The 16,486-nt window shown below is 36.7% G+C and carries 31 protein-coding genes; all 31 read right to left on the reverse strand.

From position 1 onward, the window contains the following. Positions 1-51: 51 nt before the first annotated feature. Positions 52-1,338: a phosphopyruvate hydratase gene (gene eno / locus KFE94_04360; GenBank protein ID UTW67353.1), complete on the reverse strand. Its 1,287-nt coding sequence runs from the start codon at positions 1,336-1,338 to the stop codon at positions 52-54. A gap of 16 nt (positions 1,339-1,354) precedes the next feature. After that, the gene (gene carA, locus KFE94_04365; GenBank protein UTW67354.1) at positions 1,355-2,461 is read right to left on the reverse strand and encodes a glutamine-hydrolyzing carbamoyl-phosphate synthase small subunit; all 1,107 of its coding nucleotides are present in this window, start codon (positions 2,459-2,461) and stop codon (positions 1,355-1,357) included. A gap of 155 nt (positions 2,462-2,616) precedes the next feature. Then, the gene (rplQ, locus tag KFE94_04370) at positions 2,617-3,141 is read right to left on the reverse strand and encodes a 50S ribosomal protein L17 (GenBank protein UTW67355.1); all 525 of its coding nucleotides are present in this window, start codon (positions 3,139-3,141) and stop codon (positions 2,617-2,619) included. Positions 3,142-3,182: 41 nt separating this feature from the next. After that, complete coding sequence (locus tag KFE94_04375; GenBank protein ID UTW67356.1) at positions 3,183-4,175, reverse strand: DNA-directed RNA polymerase subunit alpha; 993 nt, start codon at positions 4,173-4,175, stop codon at positions 3,183-3,185. Positions 4,176-4,270: 95 nt separating this feature from the next. Next, on the reverse strand, positions 4,271-4,876 hold the full coding sequence (gene rpsD, locus KFE94_04380) for a 30S ribosomal protein S4 (GenBank protein UTW67357.1): 606 nt from the start codon (positions 4,874-4,876) through the stop codon (positions 4,271-4,273). Positions 4,877-4,898: 22 nt separating this feature from the next. Further along, on the reverse strand, positions 4,899-5,282 hold the full coding sequence (rpsK, locus tag KFE94_04385) for a 30S ribosomal protein S11 (GenBank protein ID UTW67358.1): 384 nt from the start codon (positions 5,280-5,282) through the stop codon (positions 4,899-4,901). Between the two features lie 12 nt (positions 5,283-5,294). Then, positions 5,295-5,672 carry a 30S ribosomal protein S13 gene (gene rpsM / locus KFE94_04390; GenBank protein UTW67359.1) on the reverse strand — a complete coding sequence of 126 codons (378 nt, stop codon included), beginning with the start codon at positions 5,670-5,672 and terminating at the stop codon, positions 5,295-5,297. A 12-nt stretch (positions 5,673-5,684) separates the two neighbouring features. Beyond that, on the reverse strand, positions 5,685-5,801 hold the full coding sequence (gene ykgO / locus KFE94_04395) for a type B 50S ribosomal protein L36 (protein ID UTW67360.1): 117 nt from the start codon (positions 5,799-5,801) through the stop codon (positions 5,685-5,687). A 5-nt stretch (positions 5,802-5,806) separates the two neighbouring features. Further along, the gene (gene infA, locus KFE94_04400) at positions 5,807-6,025 is read right to left on the reverse strand and encodes a translation initiation factor IF-1 (protein ID UTW67361.1); all 219 of its coding nucleotides are present in this window, start codon (positions 6,023-6,025) and stop codon (positions 5,807-5,809) included. 9 nt (positions 6,026-6,034) lie between these two features. Next, positions 6,035-7,384: a preprotein translocase subunit SecY gene (gene secY / locus KFE94_04405; protein ID UTW67362.1), complete on the reverse strand. Its 1,350-nt coding sequence runs from the start codon at positions 7,382-7,384 to the stop codon at positions 6,035-6,037. A gap of 3 nt (positions 7,385-7,387) precedes the next feature. Beyond that, on the reverse strand, positions 7,388-7,837 hold the full coding sequence (gene rplO, locus KFE94_04410) for a 50S ribosomal protein L15 (protein UTW67363.1): 450 nt from the start codon (positions 7,835-7,837) through the stop codon (positions 7,388-7,390). A 13-nt stretch (positions 7,838-7,850) separates the two neighbouring features. After that, the gene (gene rpmD, locus KFE94_04415) at positions 7,851-8,033 is read right to left on the reverse strand and encodes a 50S ribosomal protein L30 (GenBank protein ID UTW67364.1); all 183 of its coding nucleotides are present in this window, start codon (positions 8,031-8,033) and stop codon (positions 7,851-7,853) included. 12 nt (positions 8,034-8,045) lie between these two features. Continuing rightward, entirely contained in the window at positions 8,046-8,549 is a 504-nt protein-coding gene (gene rpsE / locus KFE94_04420) for a 30S ribosomal protein S5 (protein ID UTW67365.1), read from the reverse strand. A 21-nt stretch (positions 8,550-8,570) separates the two neighbouring features. After that, entirely contained in the window at positions 8,571-8,921 is a 351-nt protein-coding gene (rplR, locus tag KFE94_04425) for a 50S ribosomal protein L18 (protein UTW67366.1), read from the reverse strand. A 9-nt stretch (positions 8,922-8,930) separates the two neighbouring features. After that, positions 8,931-9,482 carry a 50S ribosomal protein L6 gene (gene rplF, locus KFE94_04430; protein UTW67367.1) on the reverse strand — a complete coding sequence of 184 codons (552 nt, stop codon included), beginning with the start codon at positions 9,480-9,482 and terminating at the stop codon, positions 8,931-8,933. Positions 9,483-9,494: 12 nt separating this feature from the next. After that, entirely contained in the window at positions 9,495-9,890 is a 396-nt protein-coding gene (gene rpsH, locus KFE94_04435; GenBank protein UTW67368.1) for a 30S ribosomal protein S8, read from the reverse strand. Between the two features lie 27 nt (positions 9,891-9,917). Then, positions 9,918-10,187 carry a 30S ribosomal protein S14 gene (rpsN, locus tag KFE94_04440; protein UTW67369.1) on the reverse strand — a complete coding sequence of 90 codons (270 nt, stop codon included), beginning with the start codon at positions 10,185-10,187 and terminating at the stop codon, positions 9,918-9,920. 8 nt (positions 10,188-10,195) lie between these two features. Continuing rightward, positions 10,196-10,741, reverse strand: coding sequence for a 50S ribosomal protein L5 (rplE, locus tag KFE94_04445; GenBank protein UTW67370.1), 546 nt, complete (start codon positions 10,739-10,741; stop codon positions 10,196-10,198). Then, positions 10,741-11,061, reverse strand: a complete 321-nt coding sequence (gene rplX, locus KFE94_04450; protein ID UTW67371.1) for a 50S ribosomal protein L24 — start codon at positions 11,059-11,061, stop codon at positions 10,741-10,743. Before rplX ends, rplE begins: the two co-directional genes overlap by 1 nt. Positions 11,062-11,072: 11 nt before the next feature. Further along, entirely contained in the window at positions 11,073-11,441 is a 369-nt protein-coding gene (gene rplN, locus KFE94_04455) for a 50S ribosomal protein L14 (GenBank protein ID UTW67372.1), read from the reverse strand. Between the two features lie 25 nt (positions 11,442-11,466). After that, a complete protein-coding gene (rpsQ, locus tag KFE94_04460; GenBank protein ID UTW67373.1) occupies positions 11,467-11,721 on the reverse strand; it encodes a 30S ribosomal protein S17 in 255 nt (84 codons plus the stop codon). 3 nt (positions 11,722-11,724) lie between these two features. Beyond that, the gene (gene rpmC / locus KFE94_04465; protein ID UTW67374.1) at positions 11,725-11,928 is read right to left on the reverse strand and encodes a 50S ribosomal protein L29; all 204 of its coding nucleotides are present in this window, start codon (positions 11,926-11,928) and stop codon (positions 11,725-11,727) included. Positions 11,929-11,938: 10 nt separating this feature from the next. After that, positions 11,939-12,358 carry a 50S ribosomal protein L16 gene (gene rplP / locus KFE94_04470; protein ID UTW67375.1) on the reverse strand — a complete coding sequence of 140 codons (420 nt, stop codon included), beginning with the start codon at positions 12,356-12,358 and terminating at the stop codon, positions 11,939-11,941. Between the two features lie 26 nt (positions 12,359-12,384). Continuing rightward, positions 12,385-13,092, reverse strand: a complete 708-nt coding sequence (rpsC, locus tag KFE94_04475) for a 30S ribosomal protein S3 (GenBank protein ID UTW67376.1) — start codon at positions 13,090-13,092, stop codon at positions 12,385-12,387. A gap of 1 nt (position 13,093) precedes the next feature. Beyond that, entirely contained in the window at positions 13,094-13,495 is a 402-nt protein-coding gene (rplV, locus tag KFE94_04480; GenBank protein ID UTW67377.1) for a 50S ribosomal protein L22, read from the reverse strand. 26 nt (positions 13,496-13,521) lie between these two features. Beyond that, positions 13,522-13,791 (reverse strand): 30S ribosomal protein S19, encoded by a 270-nt coding sequence (gene rpsS, locus KFE94_04485; protein UTW67378.1) that lies wholly within the window; start codon positions 13,789-13,791, stop codon positions 13,522-13,524. 5 nt (positions 13,792-13,796) lie between these two features. Beyond that, the gene (gene rplB, locus KFE94_04490; protein ID UTW67379.1) at positions 13,797-14,621 is read right to left on the reverse strand and encodes a 50S ribosomal protein L2; all 825 of its coding nucleotides are present in this window, start codon (positions 14,619-14,621) and stop codon (positions 13,797-13,799) included. 10 nt (positions 14,622-14,631) lie between these two features. Continuing rightward, positions 14,632-14,922: a 50S ribosomal protein L23 gene (gene rplW / locus KFE94_04495; GenBank protein ID UTW67380.1), complete on the reverse strand. Its 291-nt coding sequence runs from the start codon at positions 14,920-14,922 to the stop codon at positions 14,632-14,634. Between the two features lie 3 nt (positions 14,923-14,925). Next, positions 14,926-15,552: a 50S ribosomal protein L4 gene (rplD, locus tag KFE94_04500; GenBank protein ID UTW67381.1), complete on the reverse strand. Its 627-nt coding sequence runs from the start codon at positions 15,550-15,552 to the stop codon at positions 14,926-14,928. Next, the gene (gene rplC, locus KFE94_04505; protein UTW67382.1) at positions 15,552-16,169 is read right to left on the reverse strand and encodes a 50S ribosomal protein L3; all 618 of its coding nucleotides are present in this window, start codon (positions 16,167-16,169) and stop codon (positions 15,552-15,554) included. The genes rplD and rplC overlap by 1 nt, the downstream gene beginning before the upstream one ends. 8 nt (positions 16,170-16,177) lie before the next feature. Next, entirely contained in the window at positions 16,178-16,483 is a 306-nt protein-coding gene (gene rpsJ, locus KFE94_04510; GenBank protein ID UTW67383.1) for a 30S ribosomal protein S10, read from the reverse strand. Positions 16,484-16,486: the final 3 nt, after the last annotated feature.

A 16,486-nucleotide genomic window follows, 5' to 3' on the forward strand; every position in this document is an offset into this window, starting at 1 on the left:
AAAACTGCGCCCAAAGGTATCACCATTTAGGCTTCAAAAAAAGTACATTTATCATAGGAATTTCAAATCTTTTCCTATATAATATGCCTGTTTTCCAAGCTCTTCCTCAATTCTTAATAATTGGTTGTACTTCGCTATTCTATCTGTTCTTGATGCAGAACCTGTTTTAATTTGTCCTGTATTCAATGCTACAGCTAAATCTGCAATTGTAGTATCTTCAGTTTCCCCAGATCTGTGACTCATAACAGAAGTATATGAACTTCTATGTGCCATATCTACAGCTGCAATAGTTTCAGACAATGTACCGATTTGATTCACCTTAATCAAAATCGAGTTTGCAATATCCTGATCGATTCCCTGTTTCAATCTATTGGTATTTGTTACGAATAAATCATCACCAACTAATTGTACACGATCTCCCATTCTATCAGTCAACATTTTCCATCCTGTCCAGTCATCTTCATCCAATCCATCTTCAATTGAAACGATAGGATATTTTTTTGTCCAGTTGTCTAAATAATCCACCATCTCTGCTGAAGTTAATTTCTCTCCAGAAGATTTATGTAAATGATACACTTTTTCATCTTTCAAATAGAACTCCGAAGATGCAGCATCCAATGCTAAATAAATGTCTTCACCTGGACGATATCCTGCTTTTTCGATTGCCTGGATAATCACTTCTAATGCTTCTTCATTTGAAGATAAGTTTGGTGCAAAACCTCCCTCATCACCAACATTAGTCGACATCCCTTTGGATTGAAGTACAGATTTCAAATGGTGGAATACTTCTGTTCCCCAACGTAATCCTTCACTAAAAGAAGATGCCCCGGCAGGCATAATCATAAATTCCTGAATATCGATCTTATTATCTGCGTGTGAACCACCATTCAAAATATTCATCATTGGTACAGGTAAAGTCCTTGCACTTACACCTCCAATATATTTATACAATGGTAAACCAACTGTATCAGCTGCAGCTCTCGCCATAGCCATAGATACGCCCAAAATTGCATTTGCACCAATATTGGCTTTATTCGGGGTTCCATCGATAGCTAACATTGCTGAATCGATAGCCAATTGGTCAAAAATGTAACTTCCATTTAATTGCTCATTCAATATCGTATTAACATTGTTTACAGCATTTAGTACACCTTTACCCATGTAAACACCTTTATCATTATCGCGCAATTCTACCGCTTCATGAATTCCGGTTGAAGCTCCAGAAGGAACAATAGCACGACCAACAATTCCCTGGTTGGTCATTACTTCTACTTCAACGGTAGGGTTTCCACGTGAGTCTAATACCTGACGTGCATGAATGTTACTAATAATACTCATAATAAGGGATTTATTTTTATTTATTCTTTTTAATTCTATCTATAAATTCATCGAACAGGTATCTGGAATCGTGAGGACCTGCAGATGCTTCCGGGTGATATTGTACTGAAAATGCATTTTTATCTAAACGTTTCATACCTGCAAGGGTATCATCATTTAAATGTTTATGCGTTACTTCAATGTTCTCAGCTTGATTTGCCAATTCCATATCCACAACAAAACCGTGATTCTGTGAAGTAATTTCTCCTTTACCGGTTGCTAAATTCATTACAGGGTGATTAATTCCTCGGTGACCGTTATGCATTTTCACGGTTTTCAAACCACTCGCCAAAGACATCATTTGATGTCCCAAACAAATACCAAAAGTAGGATGGTTATTCTCAATTACCTTTTCTACCTCCAATTTCACATTTGGTAATGCGGATGGGTCACCAGGACCATTTGATAACATGAACCCATCTGGATTCCATTCCTTCATTGTTTCGTATGATGTATTGTATGGGAAAACCTTCAAATAACACCCTCTTTCTGCTAAACAACGAAGAATATTGGTTTTCACACCGAAATCCATCACCGCCACTTTTAGTTCTGCATTCTCATCACCAAAGTAATATGGCTCAATACAAGAAACTTTTGAAGCCAACTCTAATCCATCCATTGAAGGAACTTCTTTAAGTTGTTTCTTTAAATCTTCCACACTTGTTCCATCATTAGATACAATACAGTTCATTGCTCCTGCCTGACGAATATGTCTTACCAATGCACGTGAATCTACATCAGAGATGACTACCAGTTTATTCTTTTCAAAATATGATTGCAAAGAATCAGTTGCTGCCGCTCTGGAAAAGATATCTGAAAACTTATTACAAATCAGACCAGCGATTTTTACTTCATCTGATTCAACTTCCAAATCATTCACTCCATAGTTACCAATATGTGGGGTAGTCATCACCAACATCTGTCCGTAATATGAAGGATCAGTAAAGATTTCCTGATATCCAGTCATTCCAGTATTAAACGCCACTTCCCCTGTTGACGTTCCTCTGTATCCGGCTGCCTTTCCATGAAAAACAGTTCCATCTTCTAGCAATAAAATTGCGTCTTCTTTTTCGCTAAATTTCATCTGTTAAAAATTGCTTTTGCAAAAGTAAAACGAACACCCAAATTGATCTTTAGATAATTGAAATTCGTATAAAAATTATTGGCATAAAATAAAAAAGGATAGTGAAAACAATCACTATCCTTTTTATTACAATTTATTATTAAGACATCAATTTTCTATTGGTCTTTATCTTCTTTTTTGTCCTCTTTAGATTCAGCTTTTGGCTTCTCTTCAGTTTTAACGTCTTCTGCTTTCACTTCAGGAGCTGCTTCAGCCTTTGCTGTAGACTTTCCACCTCTTCTTCTACGTGTTTTCTTAGTCTTCGTAGATGTAGAATAGATTTCGTTGAAGTCTACCAACTCAATCATACACATTTCAGCAGCATCACCTAAACGGAAACCTGTTTTAATGATACGTGTATAACCTCCTGGACGATCTCCTACTTTAGGAGCAACAACGTTGAATAATTCAGAAACAGCATACTTGTTGCCTAAGCTTCTAAAAACCATTCTACGAGAGTGCATTGAATCAGTTTTCGCCTTTGTAATGATTGGCTCAACAAACATCTTTAACGCTTTTGCTTTTGCCACAGTAGTAGTAATACGCTTGTGTTCGATTAAAGAACCAGCCATATTTGTAAGCATCGCTTTACGATGTCCAACTTTACGCCCTAAGTGATTAAACGATTTCTTATGTCTCATTTTATCTTCTTTAATAAAGGACCTCAGTCCCCATTATAAATTTATTCTTTGTCCAATTTATACTTTAGAACATTCATTCCAAAGGATAGGTTTTTCACCTCTACCAATTCATCTAATTCAGTAAGAGATTTTTTACCGAAGTTACGGAACTTCAATAAATCATTTCTTTGATACTGAACCAAATCACCTAAAGTATACACCTCCGCAGCTTTCAAGCAATTTAATGCTCTTACCGAAAGATCCATATCTACTAGTTTGGTTTTTAATAACTGACGCATATGTAATGATGTTTCATCGAACTCATCATCAGCAGATTTATCTTCAGTCTCTAAAGAAATCTTTTCATCACTGAATAACATAAAGTGGTGAATTAGAATCTTAGCCGCTTCACTTAAAGCATCTTTTGGAGAGATAGAACCATCCGTTTCAATCTCCATGATTAACTTTTCGTAATCGGTTTTTTGCTCTACCCTATAGTTTTCGATTTCGTATTTTACTTTCTTGATTGGAGTAAAAATAGAATCTATAGCGATTTCATTTAAAGCTAAATTATGACCAGAGTGCTCTTCAGCAGGAATATATCCACGTCCATTACCAATAGTAATCTCAATTTGCATATTCACAGACTCATCCATGTTACAAATCACTAACTCCGGATTTAATACCTGGAATGAAGAAGTAAAGTTACCTATATCACCAGCAGTTAATTGCTTTTGTCCTGTAACTCTAACGATTAATTTTTCAGAATCCTGATCTTCGATTTGTCTTTTAAAACGAACTTGTTTCAGGTTCAAAATAATCTCAGTAACATCTTCGATTACACCACGAATTGCAGTAAACTCATGATCAACACCATCAAACTTTACAGATGTGATGGCAAAACCTTCAAGTGAAGAAAGAAGAATTCTTCTTAATGCGTTACCAATGGTAATACCGTATCCTGGCTCCAAAGGTCTAAATTCGAATGTACCTTTACGGTCATCCGAACTTATCATAATCACTTTGTCCGGTTTTTGAAAATCTAAAATTGCCATTTATTTTCTTCTTTTAATTGCTTATTGGTTGCGCGGTTTGAAAGTTTGAAGAAGGTCTCTCAAACCCTTTGGCCAATACCCAATATGATTAATTATTATTTAGAATATAACTCAACAATAAGTTGTTCCTTAATGTTCTCAGGAATATCAGCTCTTTCAGGAACACTCATAAACTTACCCTCTAGATTGTTTTTATCAAACTCAATCCAAGGATATGTTTTACTGTTTGAATTCACTGCATCAATAATCACTGTTAAAGATTTTGATTTCTCTCTAACTGAAACAATATCTCCAGCTCTTAATTGGTAAGAAGGAATATTTACGATGTTTCCGTTTACTGTGATATGTCTGTGAGAAACGAATTGTCTAGCACCGTCACGAGTAGTAGAAATACCCATTCTGTATACAGTGTTATCTAATCTTGACTCACAAAGTTGTAATAATACCTCACCTGTAATTCCAGTCTTAGCAGATGCTTTCTTAAATAAGTTAGAAAATTGCTTTTCTAAAATACCATAAGTATACTTTGCTTTTTGCTTTTCAGCTAACTGAATTGCATATTCAGATTGCTTTGCTCTCCTTTTGTTTGGACCGTGTTGTCCTGGAGGAAAGTTTCTTCTTTCTAATACTTTATCAGGTCCGAAAATTGGCTCTTTAAATTTTCTAGCAATTTTCGATTTTGGTCCTCTATATCTAGCCATATTACTCTTATCTCTAAATTAATTAAACCCTTCTCTTTTTAGGTGGGCGACATCCGTTGTGAGGCATTGGAGTAACATCGATAATTTCAGTTACTTCGATACCATTGTTATGGATCGTACGAATTGCTGACTCTCTACCTGCTCCTGGACCTTTTACATAAGCCTTAGCTTTACGCATTCCAGCTTCAAAAGCAACTTTACAACAATCTTCAGCAGCTACTTGAGCAGCGTAAGGAGTGTTTTTCTTTGAGCCTCTAAATCCTAATTTACCAGCTGACGACCAAGATATAACCTGTCCGTTTGCATTTGTAATAGAGATGATAATATTGTTAAAAGACGAGTGAACATGCACTTGACCCATAGCATCAACTCTAACTTTTCTCTTTTTTGAAGACGATTTAGCCATAGTAAACTACAATTATTTAGTTGCTTTCTTTTTGTTAGCAACAGTTTTTCTTTTTCCTTTTCTTGTTCGCGAGTTATTCTTTGTTCTCTGTCCACGTAACGGTAATCCCGCACGGTGACGAATTCCTCTTTGAGATCCAATATCCATCAAACGTTTGATGTTCATTTGAATCTCAGAACGCAATGTACCTTCAACTTTGATGTTATCGGTAACATAAGCTCTAATCTTTGTTAACTCATCGTCATTCCAATCCTTGATTTTTTTATCAGGATCAATTTCTAATTCAGTCAATAAACGCTTAGCTGTCGAGTGACCAATTCCAAAAATGTAAGTTAATCCAATTCTACCCTTTTTGTTTACGGGTAAATCATTTCCTGCAATCCTAGCCATACTAGTTAAATTTTATCCCTGTCTTTGTTTAAACTTAGGGTTCTTCTTGTTGATAACATAGAGACGCCCTTTTCGTCTGACAATTTTACAATCAGCACTTCTCTTTTTAAGTGATGCTCGAACCTTCATGGTCTTTATTTATATCTATAAGTAATTCTTCCTTTTGATAAATCATAAGGTGACATTTCAACTTTCACTTTATCTCCTGGTAAAATTTTGATGTAGTGCATTCTCATTTTTCCAGAAATGTGAGCGGTAATTACATGCCCATTTTCCAACTCCACTCTAAACATTGCGTTTGAAAGTGCTTCTTTAATGGTACCGTCTTGCTCTATTGAAGGTGTTTTTGCCATCTTATATATTTATGCTATTCCACCGAAAGCTCCAGTTGAACGTCCTTTTAATTTACCTGACTCAGTCAAGCCATCATAGTGACGCATCAACAAATAACTTTCAATTTGTTGTAATGTATCTAAAATCACACCTACCATAATCAATAGCGATGTACCTCCAAAGAAGTAAGCAAAACTCTGCGCTACACCTGCTTTAATAGCAAAGGCAGGCAAGATTGCGATCAACGCTAAGAAGATAGATCCCGGTAAGGTAATCTTCGATAAGATTGTATCTAAAAAGTTTGCGGTATCCTTTCCCGGTTTAACACCAGGAACAAAACCACCATTTTTCTTTAAATCATCAGCCATTTGCTGAGGATTTACTGTAATTGCAGTATAGAAATATGTAAATACGATAATCAATATTGCAAATGTTACGTTGTAGTACACACCACTAATATCACTGAACATTGCAGCGAAACTTGTAAATGCATCACCTGCATCTCCATCCGATCCCGCAGCAAAACCAGCTAACGTAATTGGTAACATCATCAAAGCCTGAGCGAAAATGATCGGCATTACACCAGCTGCATTCACTTTTAAAGGAATAAACTGACGTGCACCACCCATTTGCTGTACACCCATAATCTTTTTTGCAAATTGAATAGGAACTCTTCTCACACCTTGTACTAATAGAATAGTAATCAAGATCACGAATAGTAAGATTGCCATTTCCAATAACACAACAACAAGTCCACCTCCAAGGTCACCCATCTGAGCTTCCCATTCAGTTAAAAATGCTGTTGGTAAATTCGCAATAATACCAATCATAATGATTAACGAGATTCCGTTTCCAATACCTCTATCTGTAATCTTCTCTCCCAACCACATTACGAATAATGTTCCAGAAGATAATATAATAATTGCTGGTAATGTGAAAGAGAAAAATCCAGGAGTCACAATAGCATTACTTGGCACTTGTGTCGCCAGGTAACCAGGAGCTTGTCCCAATGTAATCGCTACAGTCAGCCAACGTGTCCACTGGTTGATTTTGTTACGACCACTTTCTCCATCTTTCTGCAATTTCTGTACTGAAGGAACAGCTATTCCAAGCAACTGCATAACAATAGAAGCCGAAATGTAAGGCATAATACCTAAGGCAAATACTGAAGCCCTAGAAAAGGCCCCGCCAGCAAATAAGTTAAGCAACGCAGCTAACCCCGTTGCTTCATTATTTCCAAGAACGTTAGTATCGATACCAGGTAGTACAACAAACGACCCTAATCTATAAATAGCAATAAAACCAATGGTTAATAGAATTCTATTCCTAAGTTCTTCAATTTTGAAGATGTTTGCGATTGTTTGAAAAAACTTATTCATCAATTAAACAGTTTTGGCTTCTCCGCCAAGTTTTTCAATTGCCGCGATAGCAGAAGCTGAAAATTTGTTTGCCTCAATAACTACCTTAGCTTTTAATTCACCTCGTCCTAAAACTTTAACCAAATCGTTTGTCCCTACTAAACCTCTTACCACTAAGTCATCGATAGTTATTGTATCTACATTGTTTTCTTCAACATATGCTTGAATAACATCCAGGTTAATAGGGGTGTACTCCACACGGTTAACGTTCTTGAATCCAAATTTTGGTACTCTACGTTGTAAAGGCATTTGGCCACCTTCAAAACCAACTTTCTTAGAATATCCAGAACGTGATTTAGCACCTTTATGTCCACGAGCCGCAGTTCCGCCTTTACCAGAACCTTGCCCACGACCAAGTCGCTTAGAATTATTTTTTACCGAGCCCTCAGCCGGTGATAAATTACTTAAATCCATGATAAATACTTTTTTACTTTATCTCTTCAACGTTAACAAGGTGCTTTACCTTATTGATCATTCCCATGATTTGAGGAGTACCTTCGTGTTCAACACTTTTGTTAATTCCTTTCAAACCCAATGCAATCATTGTTTTCTTTTGATCGCCTGGTCGTCTGATAACCGACCTTACTTGTGTAACTTTTACTTTAGCCATTTTACAAGATTATTATCCGTTATATACTTTGTCTAAAGAAATACCTCTTCTCTTAGCAACCGAATTCGCATCGTTCAATTTAGCTAAAGCATCCATAGTTGCTTTTACTACATTTACCGGATTTGAAGATCCTTTTGATTTTGCTAATACATCAGTAACTCCAACACTTTCCAATACTGCACGCATCGCACCACCAGCAATAACACCGGTACCGTGAGCAGCAGGCTTAATTAATACTTCAGCTCCACCGTGCTTTCCTAATTGCGCATGAGGAATAGTACCATTTAAGATTGGAACCTTAATTAAGTTTTTCTTAGCAGTGTCCATTCCCTTAGAAATCGCACCAATAACTTCTTTTGATTTTCCCAATCCGTATCCAACGATACCTTTTTCATCACCTACAACTACAACCGCAGAAAAACCAAATGTACGACCACCTTTTGTTACTTTAGTAACCCTTCTGATTTTTACAACCGTGTCTTTTAATTCTGACTCTGTTGATTTAACTTGTTTCATACTTCTAAACTATGATCGTAATTAAAATTTTAATCCTGCTTCTCTTGCTCCGTCAGCAAAAGCCTTAATTCTACCGTGATATAAAAAACCGTTTCTATCAAACACTACAGACTCGATGTTCGCTTCTTTAGCATTTTTTGCTAACTCAGCACCTACTGCTTTAGCAACTTCGATTTTTGAAAGTCCATCCGACTTAAGCTTAATTGAACTCGCTGAAGCCAAAGTTTTTCCATTTACGTCTTCAATTACCTGTGCGTAAAATTCTTTGTTACTTCTAAATATGCTCAACCTAGGCATTTCTGGAGTACCGAAAATATTTTTTCTTACTCTTCTCTTAATTTTAGCTCTACGCTCTATCTTACTTATAGCCATGATCTAATATTATTTAGCAGCTGTCTTACCAGCTTTTCTACGAATGTGTTCTCCTTCAAAACGAATACCTTTTCCTTTGTATGGCTCAGGTTTACGTAATGATCTTAATTTAGCTGCAATAGCACCGATTAATTGCTTATCGTGTGATTCGAAAGTTACAATCGGAGCTTTACCTCTTTCAGATACAGCAGTACATGTAATTTCTTTTGGCAATACGAAAACGATTCCGTGAGAATAACCTAAAGACAATTCTAAATTTTGTCCTTTCATTGCAGCTCTGAAACCAACACCTACCAGTTCCATCACTTTCTTATAACCCACAGAAACCCCTACAACCATATTGTTAATAAGTGAGCGGTATAAACCGTGCTTAGATTTATGATCCTTAGTTTCTCCAGTACGAGAAACGATTATTTTCCCATCTTCTTCTTTGACTGAAATGATTGGATCAATGGTTTGAGTCAGCTCACCTTTTGTTCCCTTAACGGTTACAATATTTCCTTCGATAGAAACTGTAACACCTTGTGGAATATCTATTGGTAAATTTCCTATTCTAGACATCTCTTTATTCTTTTAATAAATGGAGCAAATATACTCTCCACCAACATTAAGCTTTCTAGCTTCTTTATCTGTAATTACACCTTTAGAAGTAGATAAAATTGCAATACCTAAACCGTTTAATACACGTGGTAATTCACCAGCACCAACATACCTTCTTAAACCCGGCTTACTGATTCTAGTTAAGTTTTTAATTGCACCTTCTTTAGTGTCTCTGTCGTATTTCAACGCCACTTTGATATTCCCTCCGGGAGTATCTGATTCTAATTTATAGTTTAGGATATATCCTTTATCAAAAAGAATCTTAGTGATTTCTCTTTTAATACCAGAAGATGGGATATCCACAACACGGTGTCCCGCTTTTTGTGCATTCCTAATTCTAGTTAAATAATCTGCGATTGGATCAGTCATTTCTGTCTAATTAATATCGTTTATTTTTTACCAGCTTGCTTTTTTCACTCCTGGGATCAACCCTTGTGTAGCAAGTTCTCTAAAAGTTACCCTTGAGATACCAAAATGACGCATATATCCTCTTGGACGTCCCGTAATTTTACAACGGTTATGCGCTCTAACTGCAGATGAATTTTTTGGAAGTTTTTGTAACTCTTCCCATTCACCTTCTGCTTTTAAGCGAGCTCTTTTTTCAGCGTACTTGCTAATCATTGCAGCACGTTTACGCTCTCTCGCTTTCATTGATTCTTTTGCCATCTCAGTACTTATTTTTTAAATGGAAAACCAAAGTTTTTTAATAATTCGTATCCTTCTTCATCAGTATTTGCACTGGTCACGAAAGTAATATCCATCCCCGTAATATTTGGGATTTTGTCGATATCAATTTCCGGGAACATAATCTGCTCTTTAATACCAATGTTATAGTTTCCTCTACCGTCTAACTTAGTTTTAATACCTCTAAAGTCACGCGTACGAGGAAGAGCAACTCTTAAAAATCTTTCTAAGAATTCGTACATTCTATCATTACGTAAAGTCACTTTTGCACCAACTGGCATTCCTTTACGCAATTTAAAGTTAGAAACGTCTTTTTTCGACACTGTAGCAAACGCTTTTTGTCCAGCGATCATAGTCATCTCTTTAACCGCATTCTCAACCAATTTCTTGTCAGTAGTTCCTTTACCAACACCCTGGCTTAAGATGATTTTTTCCAACTTTGGTACCTGCATAATACTTGAATAAGAGAATTTCTCTTTTAAAGCAGGAACGATCTCATCGTTATATTTCTTTCTAAGATTTGGTGTATACGCCATCACTTAACCTCTGTATTTGATTTAACAGAAAATCTTACATTATTTCCGTTTGAATCTGATTTACGAATAGTACGTGTAGGAACTCCTTTTCCATCAATTACCATAAGGTTTGAAATATGAATTCCAGCTTCGTTTTCTTCAATCCCACCTTGAGGATTAGTTGCTGATGGTTTTACATGTTTCTTAACGATGTTTAAACCTTCAACAGTTGCACGATCACGCTTTGCATTGAAACCCAAAACTTTTCCTGAGTTCCCTTTTTCATTACCAGCGATAACCATTACGTTATCACCAACTTTTATGTGAAGTTTGTTTCTCATAATCCTAATCATTAAAGCACTTCAGGTGCAAGAGATACAATTTTCATGAATTGCTTGTCACGTAACTCACGAGCAACAGGTCCGAAAATACGGGTTCCTCTCATCTCGTTTGCCGCATTCAATAACACTACTGCGTTATCATCAAAGCGGATATATGTTCCGTCAGCTCTTCTAATTTCTTTCTTTGTTCTAACAACTACCGCTGGTGAAACAGTTCCCTTCTTTACACCACCGTTAGGCATTGCTTGCTTTACAGTAACAACAACTTTATCACCAATAGAAGCATATCTGCGTTTAGTACCGCCTAGTACTCTAATAACCAAAACCTCTTTGGCTCCACTGTTATCAGCTACTTTTAATCTTGATTCCGTTTGTATCATGACTACTTAACTCTATTAATGATTATTACTTAGCTTTTTCAAGAATTTCAACAAGTCTCCAGTTTTTATTCTTAGAGAGCTTTCTTGTTTCCATAATTCTTACTGTATCGCCAATATTGCATTCATTCTTTTCGTCATGAGCCACAAATTTAGATGACTGCTTAACGAATTTACCATATTTCGGGTGCTTAACTTTACGCTCAATCATCACAACAATAGATTTCTCCATTTTGTTAGAAGCGACAACACCTATTCTTTCTTTTCTCAGGTTCCTTTCCATGGCTTAACCTTTATTTTCGTTAATTGCTCTTCTAGTAACTTCAGACTTTAAACGAGCAACATTTCTTCTTGCATCACGGATCTGCATAGGGTTCTCCAATGGAGAAACTGCGTGAACCATTCTTAACTTTTGAAGCGAAGCTGATTCAACTTCAATTCTTTCTACAAGTTCGTTTGTAGTAAGTTCTTTAATTTCTGATTGCTTCATCTTCTTAGAATTATGCTATATAGTCTTTACGAACAACAAATTTACATTTCATTGGAAGCTTTTGAGCACCTAAACGTAATGCCTCTTTAGCTGTTTCCATGCTAACTCCATCAAGCTCATAAAGGATTCTTCCTGGCTTCACTTTACATACCCAGTGATCCAAAGCTCCTTTACCTTTACCCATCCTTACTTCAGCTGGCTTACTTGTAATTGGAGTATCCGGGAAAATTCTAATCCAAACTTGACCTTCCCTTTTCATATATCTAGTCATCGCGATACGTGCAGCTTCAATTTGTCTTGAAGTAATTCTACCCATATCTAATGCCTTAATACCAAAAGAACCAAATGCGATTGTACTCCCTCTGTGAGCCAATCCTTTAATTCTTCCTTTCTGGACTCTTCTACGTCTTACCTTTTTTGGTTGTAACATTTCTATTAATCTTTACCAGTCCTTAATTATTTTCTTCTACCTCTAAATTTGCCCTTAGGTCCTCTTGGTCCTTTTTGCTTTGCTCCAACATTTGGAGACAAATCACGTTTACCATAAACCTCTCCGTTGCAAATCCATACTTTTACACCAATACGGCCATAAGTAGTATGTGCTTCAACAAGTGCATAATCAATATTCGCACGGAATGTATGAAGTGGAGTTCTTCCTTCTTTGTAGTTTTCAGAACGTGCCATCTCCGCACCATTCAAACGACCAGAAATCTGAACTTTGATCCCTTCAGCTCCCATTCTCATAGTTGATTGAATAGCCATCTTAATAGCTCTTCTATACGAGATACGACCTTCGATTTGACGTGCAATACTTTCAGCTACTAAACGCGCTTCTAATTCAGGTCTCTTAATTTCGAAGATGTTAATTTGAACTTCGTTTGAAGTAATCTTCTTTAACTCTTCTTTCAATTTATCAACCTCAGAACCACCTTTACCGATAATAATACCCGGACGTGCAGTGTTAATGGTAACAGTGATTAACTTAAGTGTTCTTTCAATAATAATTCTTGAAATACTAGCTTTACGTAATCTAGCATACAAGTATCTTCTGATCTTGTGATCTTCAGCTAATTTATCTCCGTAATCATTTCCTCCGTACCATGCTGAATCCCAGCCGCGGATAAAACCTAAACGGTTAGCTATTGGATTTGTCTTTTGTCCCATCTTACTTATCCTCAGTTTTAGAATCAACAACTAATGTAACGTGGTTAGATCTCTTACGAATTCTATGTGCACGACCTTGTGGAGCTGGTTGAATACGCTTAAGCATTCTTCCTTCATCCACACGGATTTCTTTTATAAAAAGATTTGCATCCTCCCAGCTATTACCAGACTTTACCTCGTAGTTCGCGATTGCAGATCTCAAAAGTTTTTCTAATCTAATAGAAGCTTCTTTTTTAGAATACTGTAATACAGCAGATGCTTTTTGCACATCCATTCCACGAACCATATCAGCCACTAATCTCATTTTTCTTGGACTAGTTGGACAATTATTCAACTTAGCCACATAAACAGACTTCATAGTCTCTTTACGCGCCTCTGCCATTTTATGTTTTCTTGAACCCATGTTGCTTTACTTAACTAAATGGTCAATTACTTTTTCTTCTTGCCACCATGGCCTCTAAACGTTCTGGTTGGAGAAAATTCTCCTAGTTTATGTCCTACCATGTTTTCATTAACAAATACAGGAATAAACTTCTTACCGTTATGCACAGCAATCGTCAAACCAACAAAGTCAGGAGTGATCATTGATGCACGTGACCATGTTTTAATTGTTGATTTCTTAGTTGACTCTTGAGCTTCAGCAACTCTTTTTGCCAACTTATAATGTACAAATGGGGGCTTTTTTAACGACCTACTCATTTCAATTATTTTTTACGACTTTCGATTATGTACTTACTAGAAGCTTTTTTAGGCGCTCTAGTTTTATAACCCTTAGCTGGAACACCAGTTCTTGATCTTGGGTGACCTCCGGATTTCTTTCCTTCACCACCACCCATTGGGTGATCAACTGGATTCATAGCTACACCTCTAACTCTTGGTCTACGGCCAGCCCATCTATTAGCTCCAGCCTTACCTTGACGTTGAAGTGCGTGATCTGAGTTTGATACAGAACCAATTGTAGCCATACATGTCAAAAGAATTAGTCTCATCTCTCCAGAAGGCAATTTGATAACGGCAAATTTACCATCCTTCGCAGCTAACTGTGCGTAAGACCCAGCACTACGTGCCATTTTAGCTCCTTGACCAGGGTTCAACTCAATGTTATGAATAATAGTACCTAAAGGTATTTCACTTAAATATAGTGCATTTCCCACTTCTGGTTGCGCACCTTTACCAGACACAACTGTTTGCCCAACTTCCAATCCATTTGGAGCAATCATGTATCTTTTTTCACCATCAGCATAAACTAACAAAGCGATACGTGCAGATCTGTTTGGATCATACTCAATCGTCTTTACTTTAGCATCCATGCCAAACTTGTCACGTTTAAAATCAATGATTCTGTAACGTTGTTTGTGCCCACCACCGATATTACGGATAGTCATACGTCCAGTAGCATTTCTACCACCAGAACGTTTTTTACGCGCTAACAAACTCTTCTCTGGTTTATCAGTAGTAATTGTTTCAAACATTGAAACAACTCTAAATCTCTGCCCAGGTGTTGTTGGTTTTAATTTCTTTACCGCCATTTCCTATAAATTAGATATTGCTGTAAAAATCAATTTCATCTCCATCCTTAAGAGTAACGATCGCTTTCTTGAAGTGACCTGTGTTTCCCTTAACAATACCTGTCTTAGTATTACGAGATTTTGACTTACCAGCCTGAATCATTGTATTAATCTTCTCAACCGTAACATCATAAGCGGCTTCAACAGCTGCTTTGATCTCAATTTTATTGGCGTTACGATCCACTACAAAAGCATACCTATTTAGAGTTTCCCCTAAATCAGTCATCTTTTCTGTAATAATTGGTTTCTTAATAATTCCCATGACTTAACTCAAATTTTGCTCGATTACATTAAGTGAACCTTCGCACAATAAAACTTTATTCGCATTCGAAATATCGTAAGTGTTTAAATCTGAAGCATTTACAACTTTAGCACCTTTCAAATTTCGAGCCGACAAATATATGTTTTTATTCTCTTCAGCAATAACTAAAAGAGACTTTTTTCCAAGTAGATCGAAATTGCCTAAGAACTCAGAATAGTTTTTTGTTTTGATTGAATCAAAGTTTAGATTCTCTAAAACGATCAACTCTCCGTTGTTTAACTTAGAAGTTAATGCCGATCTACGTGCAACTTTTCTAATTTTCTTGTTCAATTTGAAACCATAGTTTCTTGGTCTTGGACCGAAAATACGACCTCCACCTCTGAACACTGGAGACTTAATACTACCTGCTCTTGCAGTACCAGTTCCTTTTTGCTTTTTAATCTTACGCGTACTACCCGCAATCTCAGCTCTCTCTTTAGACTTGTGTGTACCTTGACGTTGGTTCGCTAGGTACAACTTAATATCAAGATAGAAAGCATGTTCGTTTGGCTCTACAGCAAAAATGCTATCGCTCAACTCGACCTTCTTTTTGGTCTCTTTCCCTTTGGTATCGAAAACAGCTACTTTCATTATTTCTCAACTATTACGTATGAACCATTTGATCCAGGTACAGCACCCTTAACAACTAGTACATTGTTTTCTTTATCAACCTTTAATACTTCAAGGTTTAATACTTTTACTTTCTCGTTTCCAGTTTGACCCGCCATACGCATTCCTTTGAATACTCTCGCTGGGTAAGATGCAGCACCGATAGAACCTGGAGCTCTTAAACGGTTGTGCTGACCGTGAGTCGCTTGTCCAACACCACCAAAACCGTGACGCTTAACAACACCCTGAAAACCTTTACCTTTTGATGTTCCAGTTACATCAACAAACTCACCCTCTTCGAATAAGTCTACTAAGATTTCATCACCTAAATTTAATTCAGATTCAAAACCTTTAAACTCCACCAATTTGCTTTTTGGAGTTGTACCAGCCTTTTTGAAATGCCCTTTAAGAGCATTCGTGGTATTTTTCTCTTTTGCCTCACCGTAACCTAATTGAACAGCTGAATAACCGTCAACTTCTTCGGTACGCAATTGAGTCACCACACATGGACCAGCTTCAATTACCGTACAAGGTACATTCTTACCAGCTTCGTTAAACATGCTGGTCATACCTAGTTTTTTACCTATAATTCCTGACATGGTAATAATTAAACTTTAATTTCTACTTCTACACCACTTGGTAATTCTAACTTCATCAGCGCGTCTACAGTTTTAGACGATGACGAGTATATATCAAGCAATCTCTTGTGGCCATTTAATTGAAATTGCTCTCTTGATTTCTTGTTTACGTGAGGTGACCTCAAAACCGTGAAAATTTTACGGTGAGTTGGTAATGGAATTGGTCCATTAACAACCGCTCCAGTTGACTTTACAGTCTTTACAATTTTTTCGGCCGACTTATCTACCAAATTATGGTCGTAAGACTTTAGTTTTATTCTAATCTTTTGAGCCATGAT

Source organism: bacterium SCSIO 12643 (genome assembly GCA_024398135.1).
GTDB lineage: Bacteria > Bacteroidota > Bacteroidia > Flavobacteriales_G > Salibacteraceae > CAJXZP01.